Origin of the sequence: Fibrella aquatilis, from assembly GCF_017353255.1 — a bacterium.
Taxonomy (GTDB): domain Bacteria; phylum Bacteroidota; class Bacteroidia; order Cytophagales; family Spirosomataceae; genus Fibrella; species Fibrella aquatilis.
In genome coordinates this window covers 436,302-462,896 of the sequence record NZ_JAFMYU010000002.1, presented here as the reverse complement: position 1 = coordinate 462,896, position 26,595 = coordinate 436,302, and the positions used below count along the sequence as shown (strand labels likewise).

General features: G+C 53.9%; 28 protein-coding genes and 1 pseudogene. 14 read left to right on the top strand and 15 right to left on the bottom strand.

The features are described from left to right. Nucleotides 1-157: SufD family Fe-S cluster assembly protein (locus J2I48_RS04225; RefSeq protein WP_207334157.1), on the top strand; the 157-nt coding region annotated here is incomplete at its 5' end. Between the two features lie 76 nt (nucleotides 158-233). Here the strand turns inward: J2I48_RS04225 and J2I48_RS04220 are convergent. Next, nucleotides 234-725 (bottom strand): SRPBCC family protein, encoded by a 492-nt coding sequence (locus tag J2I48_RS04220; protein ID WP_229375779.1) that lies wholly within the window; start codon nucleotides 723-725, stop codon nucleotides 234-236. Continuing rightward, complete coding sequence (locus J2I48_RS04215) at nucleotides 722-1,042, bottom strand: ArsR/SmtB family transcription factor (protein WP_207334141.1); 321 nt, start codon at nucleotides 1,040-1,042, stop codon at nucleotides 722-724. The genes J2I48_RS04220 and J2I48_RS04215 overlap by 4 nt, the downstream gene beginning before the upstream one ends. A gap of 487 nt (nucleotides 1,043-1,529) precedes the next feature. On the opposite strand from J2I48_RS04215, the gene J2I48_RS04210 reads away from it, so the two are divergent. Beyond that, nucleotides 1,530-2,486, top strand: a complete 957-nt coding sequence (locus J2I48_RS04210; protein ID WP_207334140.1) for an aldo/keto reductase — start codon at nucleotides 1,530-1,532, stop codon at nucleotides 2,484-2,486. Nucleotides 2,487-2,712: 226 nt separating this feature from the next. On the opposite strand, the gene J2I48_RS04205 is transcribed toward J2I48_RS04210, so the two are convergent. Then, a complete protein-coding gene (locus tag J2I48_RS04205; RefSeq protein ID WP_207334139.1) occupies nucleotides 2,713-3,852 on the bottom strand; it encodes an alpha-L-fucosidase in 1,140 nt (379 codons plus the stop codon). Nucleotides 3,853-4,026: 174 nt separating this feature from the next. Here J2I48_RS04205 and J2I48_RS04200 point away from each other — a divergent pair, with 174 nt between their 5' ends. The 6 genes and pseudogenes from J2I48_RS04200 (at nucleotide 4,027) to J2I48_RS04175 (ending at nucleotide 7,061) form a co-directional block, all read left to right on the top strand. Further along, nucleotides 4,027-5,265 carry a cysteine desulfurase gene (locus J2I48_RS04200; RefSeq protein ID WP_207334138.1) on the top strand — a complete coding sequence of 413 codons (1,239 nt, stop codon included), beginning with the start codon at nucleotides 4,027-4,029 and terminating at the stop codon, nucleotides 5,263-5,265. A gap of 23 nt (nucleotides 5,266-5,288) precedes the next feature. Then, nucleotides 5,289-5,498, top strand: coding sequence for a hypothetical protein (locus tag J2I48_RS04195; protein ID WP_207334137.1), 210 nt, complete (start codon nucleotides 5,289-5,291; stop codon nucleotides 5,496-5,498). 89 nt (nucleotides 5,499-5,587) lie between these two features. Continuing rightward, nucleotides 5,588-5,779: pseudogene (locus tag J2I48_RS28625) on the top strand (type II toxin-antitoxin system RelE/ParE family toxin); the annotation flags it as partial. Nucleotides 5,780-5,782: 3 nt separating this feature from the next. After that, complete coding sequence (locus J2I48_RS04185) at nucleotides 5,783-6,202, top strand: SufE family protein (protein ID WP_207334136.1); 420 nt, start codon at nucleotides 5,783-5,785, stop codon at nucleotides 6,200-6,202. 11 nt (nucleotides 6,203-6,213) lie between these two features. Next, nucleotides 6,214-6,525 carry an SUF system Fe-S cluster assembly protein gene (locus J2I48_RS04180; RefSeq protein ID WP_207334154.1) on the top strand — a complete coding sequence of 104 codons (312 nt, stop codon included), beginning with the start codon at nucleotides 6,214-6,216 and terminating at the stop codon, nucleotides 6,523-6,525. 110 nt (nucleotides 6,526-6,635) lie between these two features. Further along, complete coding sequence (locus tag J2I48_RS04175; protein WP_207334135.1) at nucleotides 6,636-7,061, top strand: BrxA/BrxB family bacilliredoxin; 426 nt, start codon at nucleotides 6,636-6,638, stop codon at nucleotides 7,059-7,061. Between the two features lie 103 nt (nucleotides 7,062-7,164). On the opposite strand, the gene J2I48_RS04170 is transcribed toward J2I48_RS04175, so the two are convergent. Together J2I48_RS04170 and J2I48_RS04165 are read right to left on the bottom strand one after the other, a co-directional pair. Beyond that, nucleotides 7,165-8,079 carry a TIM barrel protein gene (locus J2I48_RS04170; RefSeq protein WP_207334134.1) on the bottom strand — a complete coding sequence of 305 codons (915 nt, stop codon included), beginning with the start codon at nucleotides 8,077-8,079 and terminating at the stop codon, nucleotides 7,165-7,167. Between the two features lie 338 nt (nucleotides 8,080-8,417). After that, complete coding sequence (locus J2I48_RS04165; RefSeq protein ID WP_207334133.1) at nucleotides 8,418-9,419, bottom strand: cation diffusion facilitator family transporter; 1,002 nt, start codon at nucleotides 9,417-9,419, stop codon at nucleotides 8,418-8,420. Between the two features lie 51 nt (nucleotides 9,420-9,470). On the opposite strand from J2I48_RS04165, the gene J2I48_RS04160 reads away from it, so the two are divergent. Both J2I48_RS04160 and J2I48_RS04155 read left to right on the top strand, forming a co-directional pair. Next, complete coding sequence (locus tag J2I48_RS04160; protein ID WP_207334132.1) at nucleotides 9,471-10,019, top strand: NUDIX domain-containing protein; 549 nt, start codon at nucleotides 9,471-9,473, stop codon at nucleotides 10,017-10,019. Nucleotides 10,020-10,098: 79 nt separating this feature from the next. Then, a complete protein-coding gene (locus J2I48_RS04155; protein ID WP_207334131.1) occupies nucleotides 10,099-10,743 on the top strand; it encodes a LysE family translocator in 645 nt (214 codons plus the stop codon). 22 nt (nucleotides 10,744-10,765) lie between these two features. On the opposite strand, the gene J2I48_RS04150 is transcribed toward J2I48_RS04155, so the two are convergent. From J2I48_RS04150 to J2I48_RS04140, 3 genes are all read right to left on the bottom strand, one after another. Then, complete coding sequence (locus J2I48_RS04150; protein ID WP_207334130.1) at nucleotides 10,766-11,317, bottom strand: hypothetical protein; 552 nt, start codon at nucleotides 11,315-11,317, stop codon at nucleotides 10,766-10,768. Between the two features lie 221 nt (nucleotides 11,318-11,538). Further along, nucleotides 11,539-11,727 (bottom strand): hypothetical protein, encoded by a 189-nt coding sequence (locus tag J2I48_RS04145; RefSeq protein WP_207334129.1) that lies wholly within the window; start codon nucleotides 11,725-11,727, stop codon nucleotides 11,539-11,541. Then, nucleotides 11,711-11,941 carry an adhesin gene (locus J2I48_RS04140; RefSeq protein WP_207334128.1) on the bottom strand — a complete coding sequence of 77 codons (231 nt, stop codon included), beginning with the start codon at nucleotides 11,939-11,941 and terminating at the stop codon, nucleotides 11,711-11,713. Before J2I48_RS04140 ends, J2I48_RS04145 begins: the two co-directional genes overlap by 17 nt. Nucleotides 11,942-12,158: 217 nt before the next feature. Between J2I48_RS04140 and J2I48_RS04135 the strand changes: the two genes are divergently transcribed. Beyond that, nucleotides 12,159-13,202: a glycoside hydrolase family 130 protein gene (locus J2I48_RS04135; protein ID WP_207334127.1), complete on the top strand. Its 1,044-nt coding sequence runs from the start codon at nucleotides 12,159-12,161 to the stop codon at nucleotides 13,200-13,202. Nucleotides 13,203-13,352: 150 nt separating this feature from the next. Continuing rightward, a complete protein-coding gene (locus J2I48_RS04130; RefSeq protein ID WP_207334126.1) occupies nucleotides 13,353-14,105 on the top strand; it encodes a DUF5602 domain-containing protein in 753 nt (250 codons plus the stop codon). A 22-nt stretch (nucleotides 14,106-14,127) separates the two neighbouring features. Here the strand turns inward: J2I48_RS04130 and J2I48_RS04125 are convergent, their stop codons facing one another. Continuing rightward, nucleotides 14,128-15,252, bottom strand: a complete 1,125-nt coding sequence (locus tag J2I48_RS04125; protein ID WP_207334125.1) for an ATP-binding protein — start codon at nucleotides 15,250-15,252, stop codon at nucleotides 14,128-14,130. Nucleotides 15,253-15,404: 152 nt separating this feature from the next. Beyond that, complete coding sequence (locus J2I48_RS04120; RefSeq protein ID WP_207334124.1) at nucleotides 15,405-16,439, bottom strand: hypothetical protein; 1,035 nt, start codon at nucleotides 16,437-16,439, stop codon at nucleotides 15,405-15,407. Nucleotides 16,440-16,642: 203 nt separating this feature from the next. Here J2I48_RS04120 and J2I48_RS04115 point away from each other — a divergent pair, with 203 nt between their 5' ends. Continuing rightward, nucleotides 16,643-17,497 carry an OmpA family protein gene (locus J2I48_RS04115; protein WP_207334123.1) on the top strand — a complete coding sequence of 285 codons (855 nt, stop codon included), beginning with the start codon at nucleotides 16,643-16,645 and terminating at the stop codon, nucleotides 17,495-17,497. Nucleotides 17,498-17,581: 84 nt separating this feature from the next. On the opposite strand, the gene J2I48_RS04110 is transcribed toward J2I48_RS04115, so the two are convergent. Continuing rightward, nucleotides 17,582-18,448, bottom strand: a complete 867-nt coding sequence (locus J2I48_RS04110; RefSeq protein WP_207334122.1) for a DMT family transporter — start codon at nucleotides 18,446-18,448, stop codon at nucleotides 17,582-17,584. Between the two features lie 133 nt (nucleotides 18,449-18,581). Here J2I48_RS04110 and J2I48_RS04105 point away from each other — a divergent pair, with 133 nt between their 5' ends. After that, entirely contained in the window at nucleotides 18,582-20,930 is a 2,349-nt protein-coding gene (locus J2I48_RS04105; protein ID WP_207334121.1) for a S8 family peptidase, read from the top strand. Nucleotides 20,931-21,365: 435 nt separating this feature from the next. Here the strand turns inward: J2I48_RS04105 and J2I48_RS04100 are convergent, their stop codons facing one another. From J2I48_RS04100 to J2I48_RS04085, 4 genes are all read right to left on the bottom strand, one after another. Then, nucleotides 21,366-21,740, bottom strand: coding sequence for a hypothetical protein (locus J2I48_RS04100; RefSeq protein ID WP_207334120.1), 375 nt, complete (start codon nucleotides 21,738-21,740; stop codon nucleotides 21,366-21,368). Nucleotides 21,741-21,824: 84 nt separating this feature from the next. Then, nucleotides 21,825-24,098 carry an NADP-dependent malic enzyme gene (locus tag J2I48_RS04095; RefSeq protein ID WP_207334119.1) on the bottom strand — a complete coding sequence of 758 codons (2,274 nt, stop codon included), beginning with the start codon at nucleotides 24,096-24,098 and terminating at the stop codon, nucleotides 21,825-21,827. A 165-nt stretch (nucleotides 24,099-24,263) separates the two neighbouring features. Then, nucleotides 24,264-25,559: a cation:dicarboxylate symporter family transporter gene (locus J2I48_RS04090; protein WP_207334118.1), complete on the bottom strand. Its 1,296-nt coding sequence runs from the start codon at nucleotides 25,557-25,559 to the stop codon at nucleotides 24,264-24,266. A 119-nt stretch (nucleotides 25,560-25,678) separates the two neighbouring features. Further along, nucleotides 25,679-26,575, bottom strand: coding sequence for an AEC family transporter (locus J2I48_RS04085; protein ID WP_207334117.1), 897 nt, complete (start codon nucleotides 26,573-26,575; stop codon nucleotides 25,679-25,681). Between the last annotated feature and the right edge of the window lie 20 nt (nucleotides 26,576-26,595).

Genomic DNA, 26,595 nt, shown 5'->3' with positions numbered 1-26,595 from the left:
GGAGGCCCTATTCTACCTGCAATCGCGCGGGATTCCCAAAGATGCCGCCCGGACGCTGCTGCTCTACGCCTTCGCCGAAGAAGTGGTGGGCCACATCAAAATCCAGCCCATCCGCGAGTACCTCGAAGGCATCATCCGCGAAAAACTGGCCATGTAGTTTCGGGTAATCTCATTAACACAAAAGGCTGCTACGAAGCCGTAGTAGCCCTTTGTGCTGGTTTCCCATCCACTCTTCACAGGTTTTTCAGCAACTCATCCAAGTTGGCGAGGCCCATGGTGAAGCCGCCCTGGAAGCCCATCTCAAGCATCTGCTCGAAGCGGGCAAGCGATTCGTTGTAGATGGTAATACTAACGTTTGTGATGCCATCCTGTTCGCTGAAACGCAAATCCCATTCGGACCCCGGCAATTCGGGGTTTTCGTCTTTGTCGGCGAAAGCGTTTAACATCTTGAAATTGCTTTGGGGGCTGATCGACGTAAACGTCTGAATTGACCAATGGGCCTGTCCTTCCGGACTTACCATAGCGTAAAATCGCCGTCCGCCAACTTCAAAATTCATGAATTTTGTTTCGGCTCGCCAGGGTTTGGGTGCCCACCACTGGTCCAATAGCGCGGGTTGGGTCCAGGCGGCCCAAACCAGATCGAGCGGCGCGTTGAACGACCGGTCGACCTTGACCGTCTTGTTTTCTTTGTCTACGACGAAATTCATGGCAGAAATTGTGTTCATTGGTTGGTTGTTTTTAACTGTTCGAGAACATCATCTAATTGAGCAAACTGCTTGGTTAATTGAGACTTGAATTGCCCAATCCACTTTTCCACTTCATCCAGTTTCCGGGCGTTTATCTGGTAATGAATCTCCCGGCCTCGTTGCTCCTGAGTCAGCAGGTCGCAGTCAAGCAGGATGTGTATGTGTTTGGAAACGGCCTGTCGGCTGCTGCCAAAATGTTCGGCAAGGGCATTTGGCGTCATGGCGTTTGCCGCCAGCAACAGCACAATGGCCCGCCTTGTGGGGTCGGCAATAGCTTGAAAAACGTCTCGTCTCATACTGTCTGAACTTGTGCATGTGAAACCAATCGGTTGCAAATATACGCGCAACCATTCGGTTTCACAAATTTTTCAGATTGACAAAGCGCTAGTTAGCTGTGATGTGAAGTGTTAGCATGGGCTGGGCTTTGTTTGTCATGCTAACAAGCGGAGTACAACAGAATGATCGTTTCTGATTGTTTTAATGTTTAGTGTTGTTAACAATACCGATGATACCCGCATTATTCTTTTGTTTATTAATAATTGTATAGTAACCATTGACCTTAACCTATTTAATTCAAGCGCAATTTGATAGTGTAATCGTATGATTACCTGAATTCTACCAGAATAGCCAACATCGGCAGTAGACAACTCTTTAAAAAATTCTATAATCCTTTCACTTTTGAAGTACTGTAGTTGATTGAATTTTACAACCATTGGATTGAAATTTACAATCAGCCTAACTACAGGACGGCTGACCTTTATATCTCAACTTAAAGGCAGATAGATGAAGAATTCAACAACTTTAGGAAACAGTACACTTGATGTGAACCGAATTGGCCTGGGCTGTATGGGTATGTCAGAGTTTTATGGCTCTTCTGATGACACAGAATCCATCAGCACGTTACATAAGGCCATTGACTTAGGCGTTAATTTTTTCGACACTGCCGATATGTATGCTAGCGGTGCAAATGAAAAACTCATTGGTAAAGCCTTTAAAAATAGGTGGGATGACGTGGTATTGGCTACAAAATTTGCCGTAATGAGAGGCCCAAATGGCGAGTGGCTTGGGCTTAATGGGCAACCCGAGTATATTAAAAAAGCCTGCGAACAAAGTCTATTAAACTTGGGGACAGAATCAATTGATTTATATTATATGCACCGTCAAGATCCTAAAGTAGACATTGAGGTAATAGTTGGTGCAATGTCAGATTTGGTGAAAGACGGCAAAGTAAAGTATATCGGCCTGTCAGAAGTTAATGCTGAAACGATACGTAGAGCGCACAAAGTGCATCCTATAACCGCGATTCAAACAGAATATTCTTTGTGGAGTCGTGAACCTGAAAAAGAGGTTTTTGACGTTTGCAAAGAACTCGGCATTACTTTTGTTTCTTATAGTCCTCTGGGTAGGGGTTTTTTAACTGGTTCAATTAAAAGTCGTTCCGATTTTGAAGCCGGCGATTTTAGGCTAAATAACCCACGGTTTACAGATGAAGCCATTGAAAAAAACGTTCAGTTTGTAGACGTTATTGGCCAATTAGCAGAAGCAAAAGGGGCTACTAAAGCACAAATCGCATTAGCCTGGATTCTGAGTCAGAATAATGAAATAACGGCAATACCTGGCACAAGAAAAATCCATCGTCTTGAAGAAAATTTAGGCGCCTATAACGTGGTCTTAACTCAAGCGGATCTGGAACTTATTGACATCGCTTTACCAAAAGAAACGGTCGGTAGCCGGTACTAAAATGCTACTTTAAGAGCCCTGTTGGAAACTGTAGCAAACTGGTAATCAGACCATCTTTGAGGGATTTATCAGCCTGATGCTCCGGGCGTAGAAGACCATGTAATCGACTGGTTTGGGCAGGCCGCTATAGCCAACGATCACACCTCGTTAAACAGGGATACGCGTACATTCAACGCGCCTTACTCCCCTTCGGAATTTGTCAACAGCTTCAAAAATTATTACGGCCTCAGCGAACACCTTCGCTTTGTTCTTTTTTAAGAGATTCTCTAAGTATTTTCAATTGCTTTATGGTTTTTGGCCCTAGACGCCCCTCCTGAAAAATACCAGCATTAAGCGTAACGGCGCCACCTACTTTTGTAAAATTGGCAACGAATTTGATTAACTCTTTATCGGTGTAGACCGGCGTCTCCATTTCATCCTGCGCTTTCGGCATGACCGGGGTAAACGGAACCTTCTGCGAAGGATCCCAGGGAGTACCATGCTCCCAGCAGGCATCAATAGGTAACAGTGCATGATAAAGGCATTGAGTGCCATCTACATAAGCCCCTTTAGGCATAAACAGACTTATTCCGTCTGCCTTTGCTTTCCTTCCAAGCCTAATTTTTCCATCGATTAATACTTCGACTTCACCACTCAAATAATCCTGCGAATTGATTATTGGCTTAGTACTGTTGGCACAAAAACTACCATCATTAAAGGTGATTACGGCATTCTTGTTTCCAGCCCGACTTGCTGCATACCAGTCTTCCCACTGCATGTATTTATTAGGAAAGGCATCCCAGGTATAACAGCCATCGAACCACCAACCGTCAAGATTAGGGCCGAACTTAATGGCCCATTCACGAATTGCTTTGAGGTATTTTTTCTGAAATTCTGCCTGATCAGTTCCCGGTTGTGTATTCCAGCCGAAACCCTGGTGCATTGCTTTATTTGCTCTTACTTCACAGGGCAGATAAGCAATGAATTGTTTACCCCGTTTTTTCACAGCCTTAGCAATATCGAGCGCTAAATCGCGACGGGGGGTGTGACCAGATCCTGCCAGCGAATCGATTACTGCATTGGGGCTTGCATAAAAACCGGTATTCTGACCCATGGTGAAAATAAGCCAGTCAGCGCCCGTCTTGTCAAAATCAGCCATAAATCCATCTATATCAAAATTGGTAGTCGCCTTGTTCAAGTCATCTACGTGCGCACCTTTTCGCGACGGCGGACCAGGTGCCAGCCAATGCACCATTAACCCATACTTTCCTTTCATCCAGTAGGCTCTTGGCTTATCGGGAGCTAACCTGTGTCTGATTGGGCGTGCTGACATCAGAAAAAAGCCCAGGATCAGAAAGCAGCACGAAATAGATGTATTTATTTTCATTCGTCTTTTTTCTTGTTTATGTGCCCGTATGAAGCCTCCGCTCTGCAAAACGAAGTAAAGATGCTAAAAATGGGTTACGTCCAACCAGTGAGTGTCATCTGCCAAGCGAGTTAACCAGCGTGCATTCTTCACCACGAAGCCAACTTTTTCGGCCCAATTTACTGTTCTCTTTGTATGCAGACTGCCACGCACGTACCCCTCGATATTGCCCAAATTCGGGCCGATTTCCCGGTTTTAGATCAGCTTGTCAACGGGCGCCCACTGGTATATTTTGACAACGCGGCCACCACGCAAAAGCCCCGCGCCGTGCTTGATGCCCTCACCCGTTACTATGAACATGACAACGCCAACATCCACCGGGGCATCCACGCCCTGGCTGAGCGGGCTACGTCGGCGTTTGAGGCCTCACGGAAGGCTATCCAGTCGTTTTTGGGTGCCTGCGAAGCCGAAGAAATCATCTTCACCTACGGCACCACCGACGCTATCAACCTGGTGGCCAAGACCTATGGCCGGACGTACCTGGGGCCAGGCGACGAGATCCTGATCTCGACCATGGAGCACCATTCCAACATCGTGCCCTGGCAGATGCTCTGCGAAGAGCGTGGCTGTGTGCTGAAAGTGATCCCGATCAACGACGAGGGCGAACTGCTGCTCGACGAGTACGAAAAGCTGCTGACCGAACGCACCAAAATCGTGTCTGTTGTGCATGTATCCAACGCGCTCGGTACCATCAACCCGGTCAAATACCTTATCGACAAGGCCCATGCCGTGGGGGCGGTGGTGCTCATCGACGGAGCGCAGGCCACCACGCATATCGAGATCGACGTGCAGGCACTGGATTGTGATTTCTATGTCTTCTCGGCCCACAAGCTCTTCGGCCCCACGGGCATGGGTGTGCTCTATGGCAAGCGGGCGTTGCTCGAAACCATGCCCCCCTGGCGCGGCGGCGGCGAAATGATCAAGGAGGTGACGTTCGAGCGAACGACCTACAACGACATTCCCTACAAGTTCGAGGCCGGTACGCCCAACATTGCCGACGTGATTGCCGTGCGCAACGCGCTCGAATACGTCAACACGTTGGGCAAAGACAATATCGCCGCCCACGAACATGAGTTGCTTGCCTACGCTACCGACGCGCTGCAAAGTATTGACGGCCTGCGCGTTATCGGGCAGGCAAAGGAGAAAGTGAGCGTGATTTCGTTTGTGCTGGATGGCATTCACCACGAAGACACGGGCGTGATTCTGGATCAGCAGGGCATTGCCGTACGGACGGGTCACCACTGTTGCCAGCCGCTGATGCGCCGCCTGGGTATTGCCGGAACCACGCGGGCTTCGTTTTCCGTTTACAACACAACCGACGAAATCGACCGCCTCGTTAAAGGTCTTCAGCGCGTGAAAACTATGATGGCGTAACTAACCTTTAAACTCCCCTAAACATGTCAGCTCACGTAGCCACCGAAACGCTTTTAGACAAAGCTCAAGTGCTTAATAGTATTAGGGAATTACCCGAAAAGGTCTCTGCTGATGCTTTGATTGAGCACATTCTGTTTATGCAGAGCGTGGCAAGTGGTATTGAGCAAGCTTCTTTAGGCCACATAACTCCGCATGAGCAGGCTATGCTTGAGATTCGTTCATGGCGCAAGTGACACTGGTTTAGGAAGACAAAGCGAAAGAATCAGCTCGCGATGTGTACGGTTATTTATAGGAGGGAAGTGTTAAATATGCTGATAGTTGGGCTGATGAAGTCGACAAGAAGTTAAAGCAGTTGCTGGCTTTTCCAGAAATGGGACGAATCGTACCCGAATTCAATGTGTCTTTTATACGGGAAGTAGTTGCCGGGCAATATCGGCTAGTCTATACATTTCAGAACGACACAGTAACGATAGTAACTGTACGCTCCATGCTACAGCCACTCGGTAAAATTTGAATAATGACCATTAACGAGAAACAAGACGAAATCATTGAGGAGTTTGACCTCTTCGACGATCAGTTGGATAAAACGCAGTACATCATCGACCTGGGTAAGAAACTGCCGCCGTTGCCCGAGCATCTGCACGTAGACGCGAACCTGATTCCCGGTTGCCAGTCGAAGGTGTGGCTGAACAGTGAACTAAAGGCTGATGCTGTGCATTTTGAAGCTGATGCCGAACCCACCGCGCAGATCAGCCGGGGCTTGGTCAGCTTGCTTATCCGGGTGCTGTCGGACCAAAAACCAGATGAAGTAGCCAATGCCAATTTGTACTTCATTGACCGCATTGGCCTAAGCAACCTGGTTACCTCGCGCCGCGCCGGGGGGATGGCCTCCATGATTCAGCGTATGAAATCATTTGCTAAAGAAAACGCCCTATGACTGCCACTATCCTGAACGAAGCGGAATTGAAAGAGCAGGTCATTATGGCCCTTAAGAGTGTCTACGACCCCGAAATTCCCGTAGATGTGTATGAGCTGGGCCTAATCTACGACATCAAGATCTTCCCCGTCAATAACGTCTATGTGCTTATGACCCTTACTTCGCCCTCCTGCCCGTCGGCAGGTGAAATTCCCGGCGAGATTGAGCAAAAGGTGCGCGACGTGCCCGGCGTCAACGACGTCAGCGTGGAACTCACCTTCGACCCACCCTATACCTCCGACATGATGTCAGAAGTAGCCAAACTTGAACTTGGTTTTATGTAGGGATTTACGAATTACGAGGTACGATTTACGATTTGTAGGTTGTAAGCGTAATTCTAACATCTCTCTGAAGTCAGAAATCGTAATTCGTAAATCATACATCGTAAATCAATATGTATCCTCCTCATTTAGTTGCCCCCATGCGGGAAGACCTCACCAGCGTGGGGTTCCAGGAATTGACAACCGCCGATGCCGTTGACGCCGCCATGGCCAACGCCGAAGGCACCGCCCTGGTTGTGGTGAACTCGGTATGTGGTTGCGCCGCCGGTGCTGCCCGCCCCGGTGTGAAAGCCGCGCTCTCACTCACCGACGTGAAGCCCGATCACCTCTACACCGTTTTCGCCGGTGCCGACCTCGACGCCACCGAGAAGATGCGCGAGTATTTGCTCCCCTACCCCCCATCGTCGCCCGCCATTGGCATCTTTAAAGACGGCGAACTGGTCCACTTCATCGAGCGGCACCACATCGAAGGCCGCTCAGCCCAGATGATTGCCCAGCACCTGGAAATGGCCCTGGAAGAGTTCTGCGAGAAAGCGTAGTTAACTAGTGGTGAGTGGTAAACGATGAGTGGTGAGTTTGCTGACGCAAGTAAAGACGCGTCAGCAAACTCACCACTCATCGTTTACCACTCACCACTAGTTTTTACCCCACCCGCTCCAGCAGTTCCTTTGTTTTGCGGATGCCGGTGTATTCGTCTACTTTGTCGCCTTCGTATTCGATGCCGATGATGCCTTTGAATTTGGCGTCTTTGATGATCTTCATGATTTTGACGTAATCAGTCTCGACACAGTTGCCTTGCTCGTCGAAATCGTAGGTCTTGGCCGACAGACCTTTGGCGTAGGGGATGAGTTCCTGCACGCCCTTGTAGCGGTCGTACGACTCTTCGCAGGTGAACTGCCCGGCAACGCGCTTGATGCAGAAATTGCCGAAATCGGGCAGCGTACCTACGTTTTTCATATCCACCTGCTTGATTACCCCCGCCAGCCAGGCACCGTTTGAGGTAACGCCGCCGTGGTTTTCCACGATTACGTTGATACCCGACGCCTTACCAATTTCGCCCAGTTTGCCCAGGCCTTCCACGGCTGCTTTAGCCACGTTTTCGGCATTACCGCTGCCCTGCGCATTGACCCGGATGGTCTTGCAGCCCAGGGTTTTGGCGCATTCGATCCATTTTTTATGATTCTCAATGGCCTGATTCCGGCGGGTAGCGTCGAGGTCGGCCAGGGGACCTTCACCATCAATCATGATGAGGTGATTGCTCACGCCGTTGTCGCGGCAGCGCATGAGCAGTTCGTCCAGATAGGCTTTGTCTTGGGCTTTATCTTTGAAAAACTGGTTCACGTATTCGACAATACTGATGCCAAACTCTTTCTTAGCTATGCCCGGAAAATCGAGGTTGGTGATTTTTTTGCTAAAGAGCGCCTTGTGCAATGACCATTCGGCCAGCGATATTTCGAAAGAGGGTTTGGCCACGGTAGCCGAAGCCCAGGCAGGTAATGCCACTCCCGCCGCAATGGCCGAGGCAGTTTTGATAAACAAGCGTCGATTTGTGTTCATACAGCTGTAAGATGAAGGGGCCGTTTTTCTCACCAGACAGCCGCCTGCTCTATGTTCTGAAAAGGAGTCAATGGCCTCATTTCGGGGCATAAAAAAAGGCGGGTTGTAGCGCAACCCACCTTTCCAGTTCAGAATACAACCTGAGTATCAGCTTGGTGGCAGTGCGAGTAGCCCCGGCAACAACTTGATACAGGCGAAAGGTACAATTTTTTCCGCGAATATGTCAAGAAAAAAAGGAGAAAAGGAGGAAGGGAAGGAAGGAAGAAAGGGTGGCTGACGCCAGAATACTGACGCGTCAGCCACCCTTTCTTCCTTCCTTCCCTTCCTCTTTTTATCCTTCATTCCCCCACCACCGGCACAAAATGCTTCTGATTCAGGGGGAGGTTCTCAGCGGTCCAGATTACGTCTTTGACGAACTCGTGGGCGCGGACGGGGCAGTTGGCTACGCGGCAGTAGTGGCAGCACTCCTGAAGGCAGGGGTCGGCGTGGACAAAGATTTCGACTTCGGAGGCGAAACCCGTTTGTAGCGTTTCTTCGAACCGATGCACCTCTTCGTGGGTTTTGGCCAGGTCCCAATAGTATGGTAAGGTGAGGTGGCAGTCGATGTGGAGGTCGGCGCCGTATTTCTGCACTCGCAGGTTGTGCACGTCGATCCAATTAGGCTGGCGGTCGGTGTTGAGCACGGTCACTACCCGGTCGATGGTGGGGGCGTCGGTCTCGTCGAGCAGGCGGCCTACTGACTGTCGCACCAGCGACCAGCCGTTGTAGATGATAAACAGGGCCAGCACCAGGGCCAGCGCCCGGTCGAGCCAGAGCCAGCCGGTGAGGATAACCAAGCCCACGCCCACCACCACCACAATACTACTCACGCTGTCGATGAGCAAATGATGGCCGTCGGCAGCAAGGGCGGCTGAATCCGTTTTTTTGCCCTGCCGCACCAGCGCGTAACCCAGCAAGGCGTTGGCCGCCGTGGTAAATGCTACCAGCCCCACGCCCCAGCCCAGATCGCTCAGTGGGTGGGGTTCCAGAAAGCTCATCACCGCCTCGTAGATAATGACCAGCCCCGCCGACAGGATTAGCGCCCCCTCGAACCCCGACGACAGGTACTCTACTTTGCCGTGGCCGTAGGGGTGGTTCTGGTCACGCGGGAGGCCCGCCAGATAGAGGCTGTAGAGTGCAAAGGCCGACGCAATGACGTTGACGATAGACTCCAGCGCGTCGGTTAGGATGGCGGTGGAGTTGGTGAGGGCAAACGCGGTGAATTTCAGGATCAGCAGGACAATACTCACCCCCAGAGAGAGGGCCATCCAGCGCGTTTTTGGTTGATTCAATAGCGTCATACTTAGACTAAAGGTACGGCTTACGGGCCAAAACGTTCGTATTTTCGGGCCATGAACACAACGGAAAACCCCTGGCAAACGCTCGATTCGGCCGTTAAGTACGAGAATAACTGGCTCACCGTCAGGCACGAAAATGTGATTACGCCCACCGGTACTAACGGTATCTACGGGGTGGTTAGTTTTAAAAATAAAGCCGTTGGGGTAATACCCATCGACGCCGACGGCTATACTTACCTGGTGGGACAATACCGGTATACACTGGAAGAATACTCGTGGGAAATCCCCGAAGGCGGCTCACCCCTGGGTACCGACCTGCTGGCGTCGGCGCAGCGCGAGTTGCAGGAAGAAACAGGTTTCGTGGCCGCCCGCTGGACCAAAGTGGCCCGCATTCACACCTCTAACTCGGCCACCGACGAAGAAGGATTTATCTACATTGCCGAAGACCTGACGCCCGGCCCCGATGCCCCAGAAGAAACCGAAGATCTGGCCCTGATGAAAGTAACTCTGGCCGAAGCCGTACAGATGGTGATAGACGGCCGCATTACCGACGCCATCAGCATGGCGGGCCTACTACTGGTAGCCCGGTTGCGGGGGATCTGAAAACTGTTTGTCTGTTTGGGCGTTTGTTTGTTCAAGGTAGTCGAACAAACGGTTCGACGCTGCCACACTACTTCAACGCATGATTCTTCCCATTCTTTATGGTTTCCTGACGGGCGTTGGCCTCTGTCTCACGTTCGGCACCGTCTTTTTTTCGCTGATTCAGAATAGTGTTGACAATGGCTACAAAGCCGGACTGATTATTACTCTCGGCGTGGTTCTCGGCGACAGTATCTACGTCACGTTTGCGTTACTGGGTACGTCGATGATTCCCCATTCCAAAGAGCTGGAGCCTATTTTGGCGTTTGTGGGGGTAGTTTTTCTGGTGGTACTCGGGTTGGTCAACATCATCAAGGGAACGCCCCGCGTGGCCTATCCCAAAACCAAATTCGGCAATTATGCCTACTATTTCACCACGGGCTTTCTGCTCAACGCCCTAAACCCCATCAACTTCGTATCGTGGGTGACCATTGCAGGTATTTTGCGGCACTCATTGAATTACGACACCACGCAGCAGGTTGTGTTTATGGTGTTGGCTCTTGTGGGGGTAGCTACCGCCGAGTCGGCACTGGCCATCTATGCTCATAAGCTGAAGCGTTTTTTCACACCCCGCGTAGCCTTGATTTTCAATCGCGTCACGGGTGTGGTATTCATCATCGTAGCCGCCCGCTTGGCCTGGGTTAAGCTCCACGACCCACTGGTGCACCTGATTAACAGTATGCAGTGAAGATTAGTATGCAGTATGCAAGCTACTGTAGCGGGGATTGATTCAGGGTGGTAGATAGATTGTTGTAGGCTAACAAGCCTGTCCATTTGCCACTCAGTGGGTAGCGCTGGCCCGTTGTTTTGTTTAGCAGCATAGCCTGAAAAGAACAGTTAAGCTTATATGCGTCGATTTGGCGGCTGATGTCTATCCTGGACTTAGCCGGAACCCGAATCGTTTGACGTTGCTTTTTGTAGCCTTCGTAAGGTTTCTGTTGCTGGACGGGGCTTAGGGCAAACAATTGAGTTGTATAGTTGAACGAACCATTGCTGTAGCCATATGCGGGCACTTTCACCTCTAGCTGGCTTAGCGTTACCTCTTGGGGCAATGCATTTGCCTGATCTACGGTGAATGCCGACGTTTTAACCAGCTCATCGAAGCTGGCCTCAATCTGCTGGTTAGACAAGATGTTGTCTGGGTTCTGCAAACTTAGTCCCTTCAATTGCACAGCTACGGTGTCTATCCGATCTCCGGCATCCAGAAAATAACGAATGTCTGCAATCTCATACTGTCCCAGCATTGGCTGTTCAGGCGCCATGTTGTCCGGTTTGTTGCAGGAACCCAGCAGAAGAGATACAGATAGACTATAAATTGTAAGTCTATGGATTTTATTCCAATTTGATTGTATCATGGAGTTTTTAGACGTTGAGTGGAGGCGTGACAGTAGGCAGTAAAGATCAGTATGCCGTGAGTTTACTATAGCACATTTCTCTAGTGTAAGCTCACTGCATACTGCATACTGATCTTTACTCTATACTGTCACGCCTCTCCTTCTGCTGGTTCATTAACCCGGCTTCCGGTTTTCTCTTCGTTTATTTCCGGGTTATTACGCTCACCCTGAGCTGAGTCGGCCGACGATTGGGTGTCACTATCGGGGGCGGTGCCATCGTCCTGCCGGGGTGTTGAAGGTGCTGGTTGCATCATCGTCTGGTTAAATATCGTCGTCATCGTCCAGGTCGTCGCCCATCAGGTCATCATCCGGGTCGGTTTCCAGCACGTCGTCGCCGATGTCGTCATCTTCGGCCAGGTCGTCTTCGGTGAGGTCGCCGTAGCCGCTGGTGGCACCTGAGCCTTCATCGCCAAATTCGGCACCGCCACGGTCGGGGGCCATCATCAGTGTGTCGTCCTGATCTTCCTCTAGTAGGTCGTGTGTGTAAGCCATGTTGGTTGTTGGGATTATGTTCCGCCCAAATAACATCCAGACGGGCCGTTGGTTAATGAATAAATTGCTGAATTGAGCCAATGGAACAAAAAAAGGAGGAAAGGAGGAGAGGAGAAAAAGAGGAAGGGGAATGCTGACACGCTCTATCTGCTGATACGTTAGCTTGCTTTTCTCCCTTATTCCTTTCCTCCCCTCCCCCTTTCTCCCCTTCCTCCCTATGAAAAACTACACCCTGCGCCGCCATAACGATCAGCCTATCTTGGTTACGGCCGACGTGACCCCGTCGGAACCAGGCTTTGCGGTCTTGGGAGCATTTAACCCCGCCGCCTGCCGCTTTGGCAATGAGATAATCCTGCTACTGCGCGTGGCCGAAGCACCCCTGCCCGACCCCGATCAGCCCAACACCATTGCCGTGCCCATTGTGCAGTTCGACCCCAAAACGGGTGAGGCCGAACTAATGGTGAAGCGCTTTCCCGAACCGGCTGAGCCGTATGACCCCCGCGTATTGACCATTGACGGACAAACGTACCTCACGTCGCTTAGCCATTTGCGCCTGGCCCGCAGCTATGATGGCGTACATTTCATCATCGACCCGCAGCCGTTCCTGTTCCCCGCCCGCCCCGACGAGTCGTTTGGGGTAGAAGATGCTCGGATCACCAAAATCGACGATACGTACTGGATCACTTACACGGCGGTGTCAGAAAATGGACCGGGCGTGGGGCTGGCCAAGACCACCGATTTTGTGCACGTGGAACGTGTGGGCATGGTGCTGCCACCGCCCAACAAGGATGCCTGCCTGTTTCCGCAGCGTGTAAACGGCAAGCTGATGATGCTTCATCGGCCTATGGTATCAGACATTGGCAAGCCGTCGGTCTGGATTTGCGAGTCGGACGATGGCGTGCACTGGGGCAACCACCGGTTTGTGTTCGGTGCGCTGGGCGAAGCGTGGGAATTTCAGAAAATAGGGGCCGGTCCCGAACCCGTGCTGACCGACGACGGCTGGCTGCTGCTCTACCACGGTGCCAGCCAAACCCACGAATACGCCCTGGCTCTGGCCCTGCTTGACCAGAACAACCCCGGCCAACTGCTCGACCGGTCGGCCGCGCCCTTGCTTACGCCCGAGCTGAGTTGGGAGCGTGAAGGCTTTTTCCCCAATGTAGTCTTCAGCAACGGCTGGGTAGCGCAACCAGACGGAAGCTGGCTGGTCTACTACGGTGCCGCCGATTCGGGAGTGGGACTGGCTATACTCGAACGAAAATAGGGCGGCAGTTAGCGGGTAAGGGGTGGTATATACTACCGTATTATTACTACAACAACCGCTTACTAATTAAGTAAATACGCTTCATTGGGGTGTATAACAAAAAGGTGGAGATTAGCGGCTTTCTGATAAAAGTCTTAATCAAACCACCTCATGAAATACCTCCTCAGCTCTCTCCTAGCCACTTTGCTGCTCTGTGGTTGCTCTTCTATCGACAGTGGTACTCCACCAAAACGCGTCTATGGTACACCCGTAAACATGGGCGCCGGCACAGCTACCTCCTGGGCATCGCTCGATGCACAGGGCAACCCGTTATCCATTGGGTTTACGCTAACAAAAACGGCCTTCGACAACCTGCCTGCTACCATGCCCGGCACCGATTTTATGCTGGCCCTGCCTACTGAGGCAACCACCAAAACGCCCTTCCAGCACATTATGATTAACTGGAATCCGCAGGGCCACGAACCAGACAAAATCTATACGGTGCCTCACTTCGATTTTCACTTTTACATTCAGCCTATGGCCGAGGTAATGGCCATCCCGCCTTATCCGCAGGCCCCTACCAAGTTCGACAAGCTACCCGCCGCCACCTTCCTGCACGCTGATTTTGTGAAAGGCCCCGGTGGCGTACCCGGCATGGGCGCTCACTGGTCGGATGTGACAAGCCCGGAATTTAAGGGGCAGCCTTTTACCGAGACGTTCGTGTATGGTTCGTACGATGGCAAGGTCACGTTCTGGGAGCAGATGGTGGCGCTGAGCTATTTGAAAACGTCGCCGAGCATGGAAAAAGCCATCAAGCTACCCGCCAAGTACGAAAAGCCCGGCTACTATCCCACCCGCTACAGCATCAAAACTAACAGCGACGGCAGCCAGGAAGTTGCCCTAGATGGGTTTACGCTGCGGTAAGCTACCAGCCTGTCTAATCTGGCTAAGCCCCTACAAATTCATCGAAATTATCGCGATGGATTACCAGTGTTTGGGTAGGCGTATACGTTTCCAGAAATGGCTTTGGAAAACGGGCTTTGGCTTTCGGGTTCCACTTAAACTCCCAGGCACACACAGCCCCATCCTGTTCTTCCAGGTAATCGATTTCCTGTTGTTGATGGGTACGCCAGAAGTATGACCGTGCCCACTGCCCGGTATAATGAAGCACTTTCTGCCGTTCGCTGACCAGAAAATTTTCCCATAAGGCCCCTACATCGGCACGGAGGCTCAACGGTTTGAAATCGGCCAGAATAGCGTTGCGAATGCCGTTATCGTAGAAATAAATCTTTCGGCTACTGCTGATCTCATGGCGAAGGTTACGGCTGAACGGCTGAAGGCGAAATACAATAAATGCCTTTTCCAGCAAGCTGATGTAGCTTTCGACGGTGGCTCGGTCGATTTGGAGGGTACGGGCCAGTTCATTGTATGACACCTCCGCACCTACCTGCAACGCCAGCGCAACGAGCAGTTTATCCAGCAGTTCGGGCCGACGGATGCCGCCAAACGTCAAAATGTCTTTGTACAGATAGCTCCCGCTAAGTTGTTGCAGGATGGCCCGTTCATCACCAAGGTGCGTGACCACGTCGGGGTAGAAACCGTATAACAACCGAGTTTCTAACTGACGATGCGCTTCCATGAAACCTAGACTGTCGACCAGTTCTTTCCAGGCAATTGGGTACAGCCGAAACTCGAATTTTCGCCCTGTCAGCGGCTCGTTGATTTCGTTAGCCAAATCAAGCGACGACGAGCCGCTAACCAGCAACCGTACCTGCGGCAACTGGTCGGTAATTAACTTCAACGTCAAGCCGATATTACGAACCCGTTGCGCCTCGTCGATGAACAGGGTCTGGCTATTGCCAATAAGTTGCCGAAGCCTGGGCAGGCTGGCGTTTTCGAGCTGATTGCGCACATCGGCTTCATCGGCGTTGAGCAGCTGAAAAGCCCCGGCTTCCTGACAGAGTTTTGTGAGTAGCGTTGTCTTTCCTACCTGACGTGGCCCCATTACCACCAGTGCTTTGCCTGAGTCCCAGCGCTGTTGTAACTGGGCCTCCAGAAGCCTTCCAATCATAAAATAGTAAATTTGGTGATCGTATTCTACGAATTTACTATAATTTATAGAATACGATCACCAAATTTACTATTTCTTACAAGGCCTTACTAAAACACAAAAACCCCGCCGTGTAGAGCACAGCGGGGTTTTGCTATATAAAAAGAGGAGCATTACGCCTGGGCGGCGGCCAGCATCGGCTCAATGACGGTATTGAGGCGTTCGCGCACAAAGCTCTCCTGTAAGTAGGTAGGTAATTTGGCAATCAACTGACGGTAGGCGTCTATCCCCAGCGCCTTGGCCACGTAGGCTTCATGCACCGAGTTCACATGTGAGACAATATTGACCAGGCTCTGGTGGAACAACCGCACGTCGACCTCCGAATCGACGAACCGTTCGATCTCGCGGTTGGTCGATGAGATGCGAAGGCGGCTGAGCATATCGAAATAGGTGGTATAGCCAATCTGCTTGGCCAACTGCTTGTACTGCTCCGGGCCAAACTTCTGCAAGATCTCGCCCGTACGGGCCGACCGTAGCGCCGTTTTGGGGTTCTTCTGCACGGCATTGCGCAGTGCCTTGATCCGCTGGTCGCGGGTGGTTTTCAGGAACTGCGCCACCTCAATCTGCGCCGATGAATGGCGCGAAGGCAAGAGCAGATCCCGGCCCGAGTCGGCAATGCGCTTGGCCATGGGCAGGCGCTGAATGCGGTAGCTGTTGATGGGACCGAGCGCGTAGTAACCCACCGAGGCAGGGTAATGCCCACGCACCACCATGTTGCCGATCCGCTTACGAATCAGCTCTTCATTGCTGACGTTGATGCCCTGCACAGCCAGAAACGCACGGGCGCTGAACAGGCAGCTGTAATAAGCCTGCGGGAAGGTCCAATGCAACGAGCTTTGGAGGTACTGCTCATCATTGACAACGGGCGTAATGCGCAGCGCGTACTCAGCACTCCAGCTGTTGAGGAGCAGCTTTTCCAGCGCCTTGTTATCGGCAGCACCAAGGCCACCAAACTGGCGGAAGATGGGAAACTTGACCAGATCGAACAGATCGTTCTGATGCTGGATGTGGTAATCCATCGCAAAAAAGTGATTCAAAAACACCTGCGCAGGGATAGACTTCCGCCAGGTTTCGTCCACCGGCTGTGCGGGCTGAACAGGAGCCTGCATGGGCATGGTAGTCATCGACACGTTGGTTATTTCTCTCATACTCTACTAACAAAAGAGGCATTCTACACGTTCATTTTCGCGCCATCCGGACTCATATTCAACTTTTTGATTATCAATGTATTACAAACTATTTTTCGACTATTTTCAGGCCTCTTTTCAGGCCATGCGCCAGCGGCCCGAAAGCTGATTTATCGGGTGGTTCGGCGTACTTTTGCGGCCAGCTTTATCGTTGCTTTTTTTGTATGAATAGATTCCCATGGTGCCTCCTCATTGGCCTGTTTTTGTCTATTGCCCGGCCAGCCGTTAGTCAGTCCAGACCAGTAGCCAAAACGCCGCCCCCCGGCAAGGCCTCGCTCGACGGGCTGATCCTCGACGCTGCCACGCGCCAGCCCATCGGCGGCGCCACCATCATGGCTTACGACGAAAAAGGCCGCAACGTTCAGTCGAAATTTGCGGCGCAGGATGGTAGCTTCCGGATCGAGCTGAACCCGCGTGAACAGTCGAGGGTGGTGACGCAGGCAAAGGGATACATACCTACGGAAGAACGGATCGACTACACCGAAGGACGTGCAACGAGCCGTTTTGGCAAGATTATTTTGCTGACCAGGGCTATTATTCCTCCACCAACGGGCGTGGCGTCGGGGCCAATAAAAACGGCGGAAGCACCCACCCCTACCCCACCCAAAGTGGCCGCTGCGCCCGCCACGAAGCCACCCGTGGTGACGCCGCCCAAACCCCCGCTTACCATAACTGACCGCCCCGTTGAGCTACGCGCCATTCAGTTCAACCAAAGCACCGCCGAGATGCTGCCCGAAGCCAAGTCAGACCTTGACCGGGTGCTGGTATTTATGTCGCAAAACCCTGGCATCGTGATCGAGCTGGCCGGGCATACCGATAACCAGGGCGATTTCGACCAGAACGTGACCCTGTCGCGGCAACGCGCCGAAACCGTAAAGGCCTACCTGGTTGGGAAGGGCATCGCCGCCAACCGCATCCAGACGCGCGGCTACGGCGGCACCCGCCCCGTGGCTACCAACAACGACGAACGCCGCCGCCAGCTTAACCGCAGGGTGGAAATGACGATTGTGAAGCAATGAGTTTAACGTTCAATGCCTAACTTCTAAACGGTCCGCCGTCGCGGTTGCTTCGCCAGTCGGCGTAGCAAACAGCAAACTCAAAACTCACTTTCTCCCCAGCCCCAATCCCCCAATGACCAGCGCGGTGCCGACTACTGTGTACCAGGTGATGGGTTCGCCGAGGAGGATGGCCGAGTAGGCAAAGCCAAAAATAGGGCATAGAAACAGCCACAGCGACGCCCGGACGGCATCGGCCCGCACCAGCCGGAACCACAGTTGCAACGCCACCACCGACACCGGAATGATGAGCCAGCCCACCGACGCCCAAAACCGGATGTCGTAGTGCTGCGCGGTGAAATCGGTGGTGAGCAGCGTGAAGGGCAGTAGTAGCAGGCCACCAATAAACACCTGCCAGCCGTTGATCACCAGCGGCGGCAGTCGCCACTCGAAGCGGGCGTAGTAGACCGTAGCGGCCGATACCGACACCATGCTACCCAGCAGAATAAGTAGCCCCTGCACTGTGGCGTGGGCATCTTCGAGCAGCGGAATCGTAGCCACCACCACGCCCAGCAAACCCAGCACAATCCCCGCTCCCTCCTGCCAGCGTAGCTTCCGGCGCAGCCAAACGGCCGACATCAAGCTGATAAACAAGGGGTTAGTAGCTGTTGACAAGCTCCCGATACCTGCCGACACCTGTTTGAGTGCCAGTACAAAGCCGCCCAGGTAGATGGTGGTGTTCAGCAGGGCAAACAGGGTAAGTCGGCCAAATTCGGTGCGGTTAGGCATGGGGTTACTCCGTTGCACCAGGTAAGCGAAACCCAGCATACCCACCCCCGCCAGCATAAATCGCACCTGCGCCAGCACCAGCGGGGCCACCGACAGCACCCCGAATTTCGTAGCCGCCGACGCCGACGCCCACAGCATGGCAAAAACTAGTCCCTGCCAGATTGGGCTGGCCTTTTTCTCATTCATCAAAAAAACGTTTACTGTTTGCTGTCTTCTGTTCGGTCCGGCGATCCGGCTTCGTGCTTGGCTGAGGGCCAGTTGGGCACGAAGTAACAGAAGACAGTAAACAGAAAACAGAAAACGTTCTATTTTTACAAGTATGCGGCGTTTGTATGTAGTACGGTTACTGGTTTGTCTGTGGCTTGGCGGTGGGTTGGTTCCTGTTTGGGCGCAAGACAGACAGGCCCGCAAAGCCCTTGGCAATTATGATTTCAGCCAGCATGGGCTTCAGGCGGTGCGGCTGCGCTATCCTGCCCTTACCGGCGCGGGCCTGGTGGTGTCGGTGAAAGAACAGCCTTTCGATACCGCCGACATCGATTTTCGGGGACGGCTGGTCATTACGCCACTGGCTAAATCGTTTTCCGACCATGCCTCTACCATGGCAACCCTGCTGGCAGGCGCGGGCAACACGGCTCCCAGCAGCCGGGGGGTGGCGCGGGGGGTGCGGCTGGTGTCGGCTTCCTACGACCGCCTTGCGCCTGACACCCTGCCCGAACTACGGCGGCTGGGTGTGTCGATCCAGAATCATTCCTACGGCGTGGCCATTGAGCGTTTTTATGGCCGCGACGCCCGCGCCTATGACGATCAGGTAGCCCAGCAACCCACGTTGCTGCATGTGTTTTCGTCGGGTAATAGCGGGGCCGAAACACCCACGGGCGGGCCATTGCCGGGGCCGTTTATGACCTTAACGGGCGAATTCAAACAAGCCAAAAACACGCTCGTGGTGGGCGGCATCAGCAGCCGGGGGGTGCTGGAAGCCCGCAGTTCACGCGGCCCAACCATCGACGGGCGCATTAAACCCGAACTGGTGGCCTACGGCGACAACGGCACGTCCGAATCGGCAGCGCTGGTGTCGGGCGTGGCGGCGTTGTTGCAACAAACCTACCGCGATCAGCAGGGGCAGTTGCCTTCGTCAGCGTGGGTAAAAGCCTGTCTGATAGCCGGTTGCGAGGACATAGGCCTACCCGGACCGGACCACGAAGCTGGCTTTGGCAACTTCGACGCGCTGGGAGCCGTGACGGTAGCGGCCAACAAACAGTACCAAACGGGCAGCGTTGGCAGTGGAGCCACGCAGTCGTTTACGCTGGTGGTGCCGCCCAACATAGCCCGGCTCACAGTGGCACTAGCCTGGCACGATACCCCCGCCGCCACGCCCACCCTGCGCCAAAACCTCGACTTGCTGCTCGACCCGCCCGCTGGTGCCGCCCCCATCCGGCCCTGGGTGTTGTCGGCGGCGTTGCATCCCGACTCGGTGCGGTTGCCCGCCCGGCGCGGCACCGACCGCGTGAACAACGTAGAACAAGTGTCGGTGCAACAGCCGGTGCCGGGCGTGTATCGGGTACGGGTGGTAGGTATGGCCCTGCCCGACGGACCGCAGCCCTACGCCGTCGCCTACGCCATCGACTCGGTGCTGACTTGGGCAAGCCCCACGGCTGGGGCGGTGCTTACCACTGGCGAGGCGCAACCCATTCGGTGGCGGTGGCGCGGCGACAAAACCGTTCGGGGCACTCTATCAGCGCAAACCGTGGGCGACACCACCTGGCAACCCGTGGCCGAAGACATCGCGTTGGCCGATCAACTTGTGTGGTGGACAACCCCCAACCGAAGCCAACGGGCGCGGGTACGGCTGGTAACGGGTGTGGGCACATTCGTCTCTGACACCTTCGCGCTGGTCCAGTCTACGTCACTGCGGGTGCTGCTGAACTGCCCCGAACGGGCGGCGGTGAGTTGGGCACGGCAACCCGGCGTAACGGCCTGGCAACTCTATAAGCTGGGACCGTTGTATCTGGAACCAATTCGCCAGATCACCGACACAGTAGCGTTTCTGACACCTAAAGATGGCCTCTACGTGGCTGTTTCGCCTATTTTGGCCGGAAAACCCACGCAGCCGGGCTTCACCATCAACTACCAGCGGCAGGGCGTTGGCTGTTACGTAGCCGGCTGGCTGGCCCGCCAAACCGTGACCGACACCGTCCGCCTCGACCTCGACCTGGGCACTACCTGGAACCTGCGGCCACTTGTGCTGGAACGTGCCACGGGCCTGAGCGACTTCACGCCGCTGCAAACGATCACGCCTACCGCTACCCAAACCACCTACACCTTCACCGACCAGCCACCCGGCAGCGGAGCAACCCGGTACCGCGTCAGGCTCACCACCCAAACCGGCGAAACCATCCTGACCGACGAAGAAACTGTGTTTAATATCCAACCCAGCGAACAGGTTGTGTTCCCAAATCCGGTCGAGTTGGGGCAACCCGTTTCGGTGGTGATACAAGCCCCGGAAGCCACCGGTATCTGGATATCTCCCAGCGGTCAGCGCATCAGGATGGCTCCGCTTTCAGGCGTCATCAAACAGATTCCCACTACCCGGTTAACCATCGGCGTATACCTTCTCCAGATAACCGATTCATCTGGCAAACAGCACGTTACGCGGGTAGTGGTGCGGTGAGAGGGGGTGGGTTTTGGTGATTTTTTGTCATCCCGACGACAGGAGGGATCTACCTCCCTTCGGGCAGATTCTGCATTAGGAAACTAGATACCTCCTGTCGTCGGGATGATAAAAAAACCACCAAAATCCAGCTCTAATCAGCCACGGCAATGGCTACCATGTTCACGATTTCGCGGACGGGCTTGTGGATTTGTACCATCAACAATTTTTCTCGAGCCAATCCTTAAACTCTTTTTTATCAACGCCCATCGACTTCAGATTAGAAGCAATGTGGAAGAACGGGATTTCTTTTTGAGCGCCCCGGAAGATGATGGATCTGACACAACCTGGGCATCGCCATTTTTCGTGAGATGCTTCAGTCGATTTATAGCTACACCCCTTAAATTCAAGAAAGGCAATCCAACATCGGACCGTTACGGAATCAATCTTGCCCATCTATGCCGTCATGTACTCCTCCCGAATTTGGGTTTCGGCTGGCAGCTCAAAATTCTGTTTAATAGTCTCTACGTCAAGGAATTGTACATTTCGCAACTGCTTAGCCAAAAACGGTTTACGGATCCAGCCATATTGCTTTAGCTCCTGCATCGCCTGCTGTTCTGTCAACGCAAACAAGTTATCAAAGTAATCTTTGAGTACAATTTGTAGCATGTCAGTAGCTTCTGACTCCGAATCACCATAAGCTGTTAGGTTAAGAGACGGTAGGAACACAATGCTTTGTCCATCCCTAGAAAACACTAACATCCTCAAACCCGTGTGTGCCACCTTTCGCTTGAGATCGAGTTTCAGTGATTCCTCCAACTTTTTATCCACTTCTATTCTTTTTTAGCTTGATACAATGATAACGCGTTTTGCTGAAAGTTGATTGCTGCAACTAGACCGCACCAAAACCCACCCCTAATCAGCCACGGCAATGGCTACCATGTTCACGATTTCGCGGACGGTGCTGCCTAGCTGGAGGACGTGGACGGGCTTGCGGATACCCATGAGCACGGGGCCGATTTTCTCGATGCGGCCAATCTCTTTCAGCAGGTTATAGGCAATGTTCGATGCCGCCAGGCTCGGGAAAATAAGGACGTTGGCGGGCTGCTCGGCGAAGGGCGAGAAAGCGTACGACTCGCGCATAAGCTCCTGATTGAACGGCAAGTGCGCCTGCATTTCACCGTCCACAACCCAGTCGGGGTGGCGGGCCTGGAGAATGGCGGTGGCCGCCTGCATCTTCTCGGCATCGTCGCCGGTGGCGCTGCCGAACGTAGAGTATGAGAGCAGCGCAATGCGGGGTTCAATGCCCAATCGGCGCACGGCGTGGGCGGTAGTCTCGGCAATCTCCACGATCTCGTCGGTGGTGGGGTTCATGTTCACCGTGGTGTCCGAGAGAAACAACGGCCCAAACCGCGACAGCAACACGTACATACCCGACACCTTGCGGATGCCCGGCTGCCGACCAATGACCTGCAAGGCGGGGCGGAGCGTTTGGGGGTAGTTGCGCGTGAGGCCCGAAATGAGCACGTCGGCCTCACCAATCTCCAGCAGCACGGTGCCGAAATAGTTGCGGTCGCGCATGAGGTTGTGGGCCTCAATGAGGGTCAGGCCTTTGCGCTTACGTTTTTCGTAGAGCAACTGCGCGTACTTTTCCCGCACCTTATCCTGTTTCGGCGACCGGTGGTCGATGATGAGCGTATCGCCGAGGTTCATATTATGGTCGGCGAGTATCTTGTTGATCGTCTGCGGGTTGCCGAGCAAAATGGGTATGGCCATTTTCTGCTCGCGCACCTCAGCCACGGCCCGGAGCACACTCAGGTTTTCGCCGTCGGTAAACACCACGCGCTTGGGCGACTGCTGCGCCTGCCGGGTGAGGCGACGGATAAACGAATTGTCGAGACCCTGCCGCCGCGAGAGCTGCATGTCGTAATCGGCCCAGTCGGTAATCTGTTTTCGCGCCACACCCGAGTCCATCGCGGCTTTGGCAACGGCAGGGGCCACAATGGTTAACAGCCGTGGGTCGGTGGGCTTGGGCAGGATATACGTCCGGCCAAAGACCAGGCCATCGGTGCCGTAACTACGACTAACCGCTTCAGGAACAGGCAGTTTAGCCAGCGTAGCTAAGGCACGCACGGCGGCGAGTTTCATGGCCTCGTTGATCTCAGTAGCCCGCACGTCGAGCGCCCCCCGGAAGATGTAGGGAAAACCGAGCACGTTGTTGACCTGATTCGGGAAGTCGGACCGGCCCGTGGCCATGATGATGTCGGGGCGGGCGGCGGTAGCGTCTTCGTAGGTGATTTCGGGATTGGGGTTGGCCATGGCAAAGACAATAGCGCCGGGGGCCATGCTCCTGATCATGTCTTGCGAAACAACCCCGCCCACGCTCAGACCCAGAAACACGTCGGCACCCACCATGGCGTCGGCCAGGGTGTAGCCCTCCGGGTGGCGGTCGGTGGTGTATTTATACTGATTGCCCACCAGATTCGTCCGGTCTTTGGTCAGCAGTCCATCCTTATCAAACACGGTAATATTGTCGGGCAACACCCCCAGATCGACGTAGAGATCGAGGCAGGCGGTGGCGGCGGCACCGGCTCCGTTCACCACCAGTTTGATCGTATCAATCTGTTTATCAGCTATTTCCAGCGCATTCAGCAGGGCCGCGCCAGAGGTAATGGCCGTGCCGTGCTGATCGTCGTGCATGACGGGGATGTTCAGTTCGGCCCGCAGCCGCCGCTCAATCTCGAAGCATTCGGGAGCTTTGATGTCCTCCAGATTGACCCCGCCAAAGGTGGGTTCCAGGATCTTAACGGTGCGGATAAACTCCTCGACATCGGTGGTATCCAGCTCGATATCGAAGGCGTCGATGTCGGCGTAGATTTTGAAGAGCAGGCTTTTCCCCTCCATCACCGGCTTGGATGCCACGGCCCCGATGTTGCCCAAACCGAGCACGGCGGTACCGTTGGAGATGACCGCCACGAGGTTGCCCTTGGCCGTGTAATCATAGGCGCGTTCGGGCTGATCGGCGATGGCGAGGCAGGGTTCGGCCACTCCTGGCGAATAGGCCAGCGATAGATCGCGCTGATTCTCAGTTTCTTTGGTGGGGGTAATTTCAATCTTTCCGGGACGGCCCTTGGCGTGGTAATGCAGGGCGTCTTCGCGGAGTTTATTGGCTGAGGAAGTGTTGGTCATGAACTTAAATGTTGGCTCGGCCTGGCCCCCCGCCCTAAAGGGAGCCTTGCTTGCGCGTAAAGTCGTCAGCCTGGCTACTTGTGCGCAAGCAAGGCCCCCTTTAGGGCGGGGGGCCAGGCCGAGCCAACGAATTAAACTAACCTCAAAATTACACCCTTCCCCGCCTTAAGCCGTTACTTTTTCAAGTTTCTCTACCTCGCCGAAGGCGCGTTGCATGGCGGTGCGGTCGAAGGCTTTTTCGTTGTTGGCGAGCCAGACGGTGGCCACGCCGTTGCCGATGAAGTTGGTGATGCTGCGGGCTTCCGACATAAACCGGTCTACGCCCAGCAGCAGCGCCAGGCCTTCTACGGGGATCACGTTGATGGCCGTGAGCGTACTGGCCAGCACCACAAAACCGCTGCCGGTGACCCCTGCGGCCCCTTTTGAGGTCACCATGAGGATGCCGATGATCGTGAGCAGCTGCTCCCAGCTGAGTTGCACGTTGAAGACCTGGGCCAGAAAGATCGTGGCCATGGAGAGATAGATTGTAGTGCCGTCGAGGTTGAATGAGTAGCCCGCAGGCACCACTAGCCCCACCACCGATTTGGCGCAGCCCATGCGCTCGAGTTTTTCCATCAGCGAGGGCAACCCCGCCTCTGACGACGACGTGCCCAGCACGATCAGCAGTTCTTCGCGGATGTAGCGCAGGAACCCCAGCAGCGGCACGTGACATGAGCGCAGGATCAGGCCCAGTACCCCGAAAATGAACAGGGCCATGGTGGTATAGACCGTACCCATGAGCTTGGCCAGGGGCAGCAACGTACCCAGCCCGAACTTACCGATGGTGTAGGCCATACCGCCAAATGCACCGATGGGCGCCAGCAGCATCACCTTGTGCAAGCCCACAAAAATGATCTTCGACAACCGGTTCATCACGGCCACAATACGCTCACGGCCAGCGTATTGGCTCAGAATGATACCAACAACGATGGCCGCGATCAGCACTTGCAGCGTGACGTTGTCCATCAGAAATTTCCACCAGCTGAACGCCTGTGCGGTCTTGGTATATTTGGAAATATCGCCTCCTTTCAAGGCCGACGTCACCACGCCATCGCCGGGGCGGATGACGTTGGCTACGACCACGCCGATGAGCAGGGCCACAGTAGTTACGACCTCGAAATAAAGCAGGGCCTTCGCCCCCACTTTGCCCACCTTTTTCAAATCACCCATGCTGACAATGCCGAGCGTGATGGTGAGGAAAATGATGGGGCTGATAAAGAGCTTGACAAGGCTGATGAAACAGCCGCTCAGAAATTCGCTGATGGCGGCCCCGATGGTGAGTTCCTGCCCCATAAACCGGCCTTTCAGCGGCGCATCGAGAATAGGCAGCAGCGCCAGATCAGGCCGAAAATGGCCCAGCAACACACCCAGCGTAATGGCGGTGAGTACCCAGAAGGTGAGGTTCGTAACGAGTTTTTTCATAGGACAGATAGACGTTGGAGGCTGGATGTTGGACATTGGATGCTAGAATTGGACTTAGACACTCAATATTCACTATTCAGCATCCAGCATCCAATATCCAACATCCAGCCTCCAACGTCTCATAACATATTATAAATCAGGTAGATACCAAAAAACGAAAGGGGAATACCGAGGCCGACCATTTGGGCAGCCAGGGATGGGTTGAGGTTGTATTGGGTGGCCAGCACGGCGGCGGTGTTCATGGGTCCCAGCGCCGAACCCAGCACGCAGAGGTCGGGTAGCCAGCCGTGTTGGCTCAGCGTCAGTTTGTAAACCACGAATACCAGCAGCGGAGCCAGCAGCAATTTATAGCCTAAGCCCAATAACAGTGCGTTTTTATTCTGCTTTGGCACTCGAAATCGGATTTGCATGCCTACCGACAATAGGGCAATAACCGTGAATGGGCTACTCAGTTTGGTGAGCAAATCGCGCACAACGGGTGGGTGAACGTAGCCCAGCACATTAGCCAGCAGGGCCACTACAAACGCCAGAAACGGCGGAAACCGGACCATGTCGCGCAGCATCTTCCCCACCGACGGCTCTTCGGCAGCCAGCCACGAAGCCAACCCCACGCCGAAGGTGACGCAGATGACAAACGTCCCGGCCTGACTCATCAGGATACCCGCCTCTAGCCCCGGCCGACCATAAACCCACTCAAAAATAGGAAACCCCACAAACGAGATACTGCTGATGCCCCCCGTGAGCAGCAGCGCCCCCAGCGTGGCCCGGTCGAAACTCAGCCGACTGCCGATAGTCCAGATAAAGGCGCAACCACCGCCAAAAACGAGGTACGGGGCCAGAACGGGCAACAGCAGCCTACTGTCGAAGTGCAGTTCGGCCACGTAGAGCAGCGTCAACGCCGGAATAAATACGCCCACCAGCACCCGGTTCAGCACCAGCGGCGCCGATTCCGGCAACCACCGCCGCAACGTAACGCCAAGGAAAAGGCAGGTTAGCAGGAGCGCGAGGGAAGCCATTGACGAATGGTGAAAGAGTA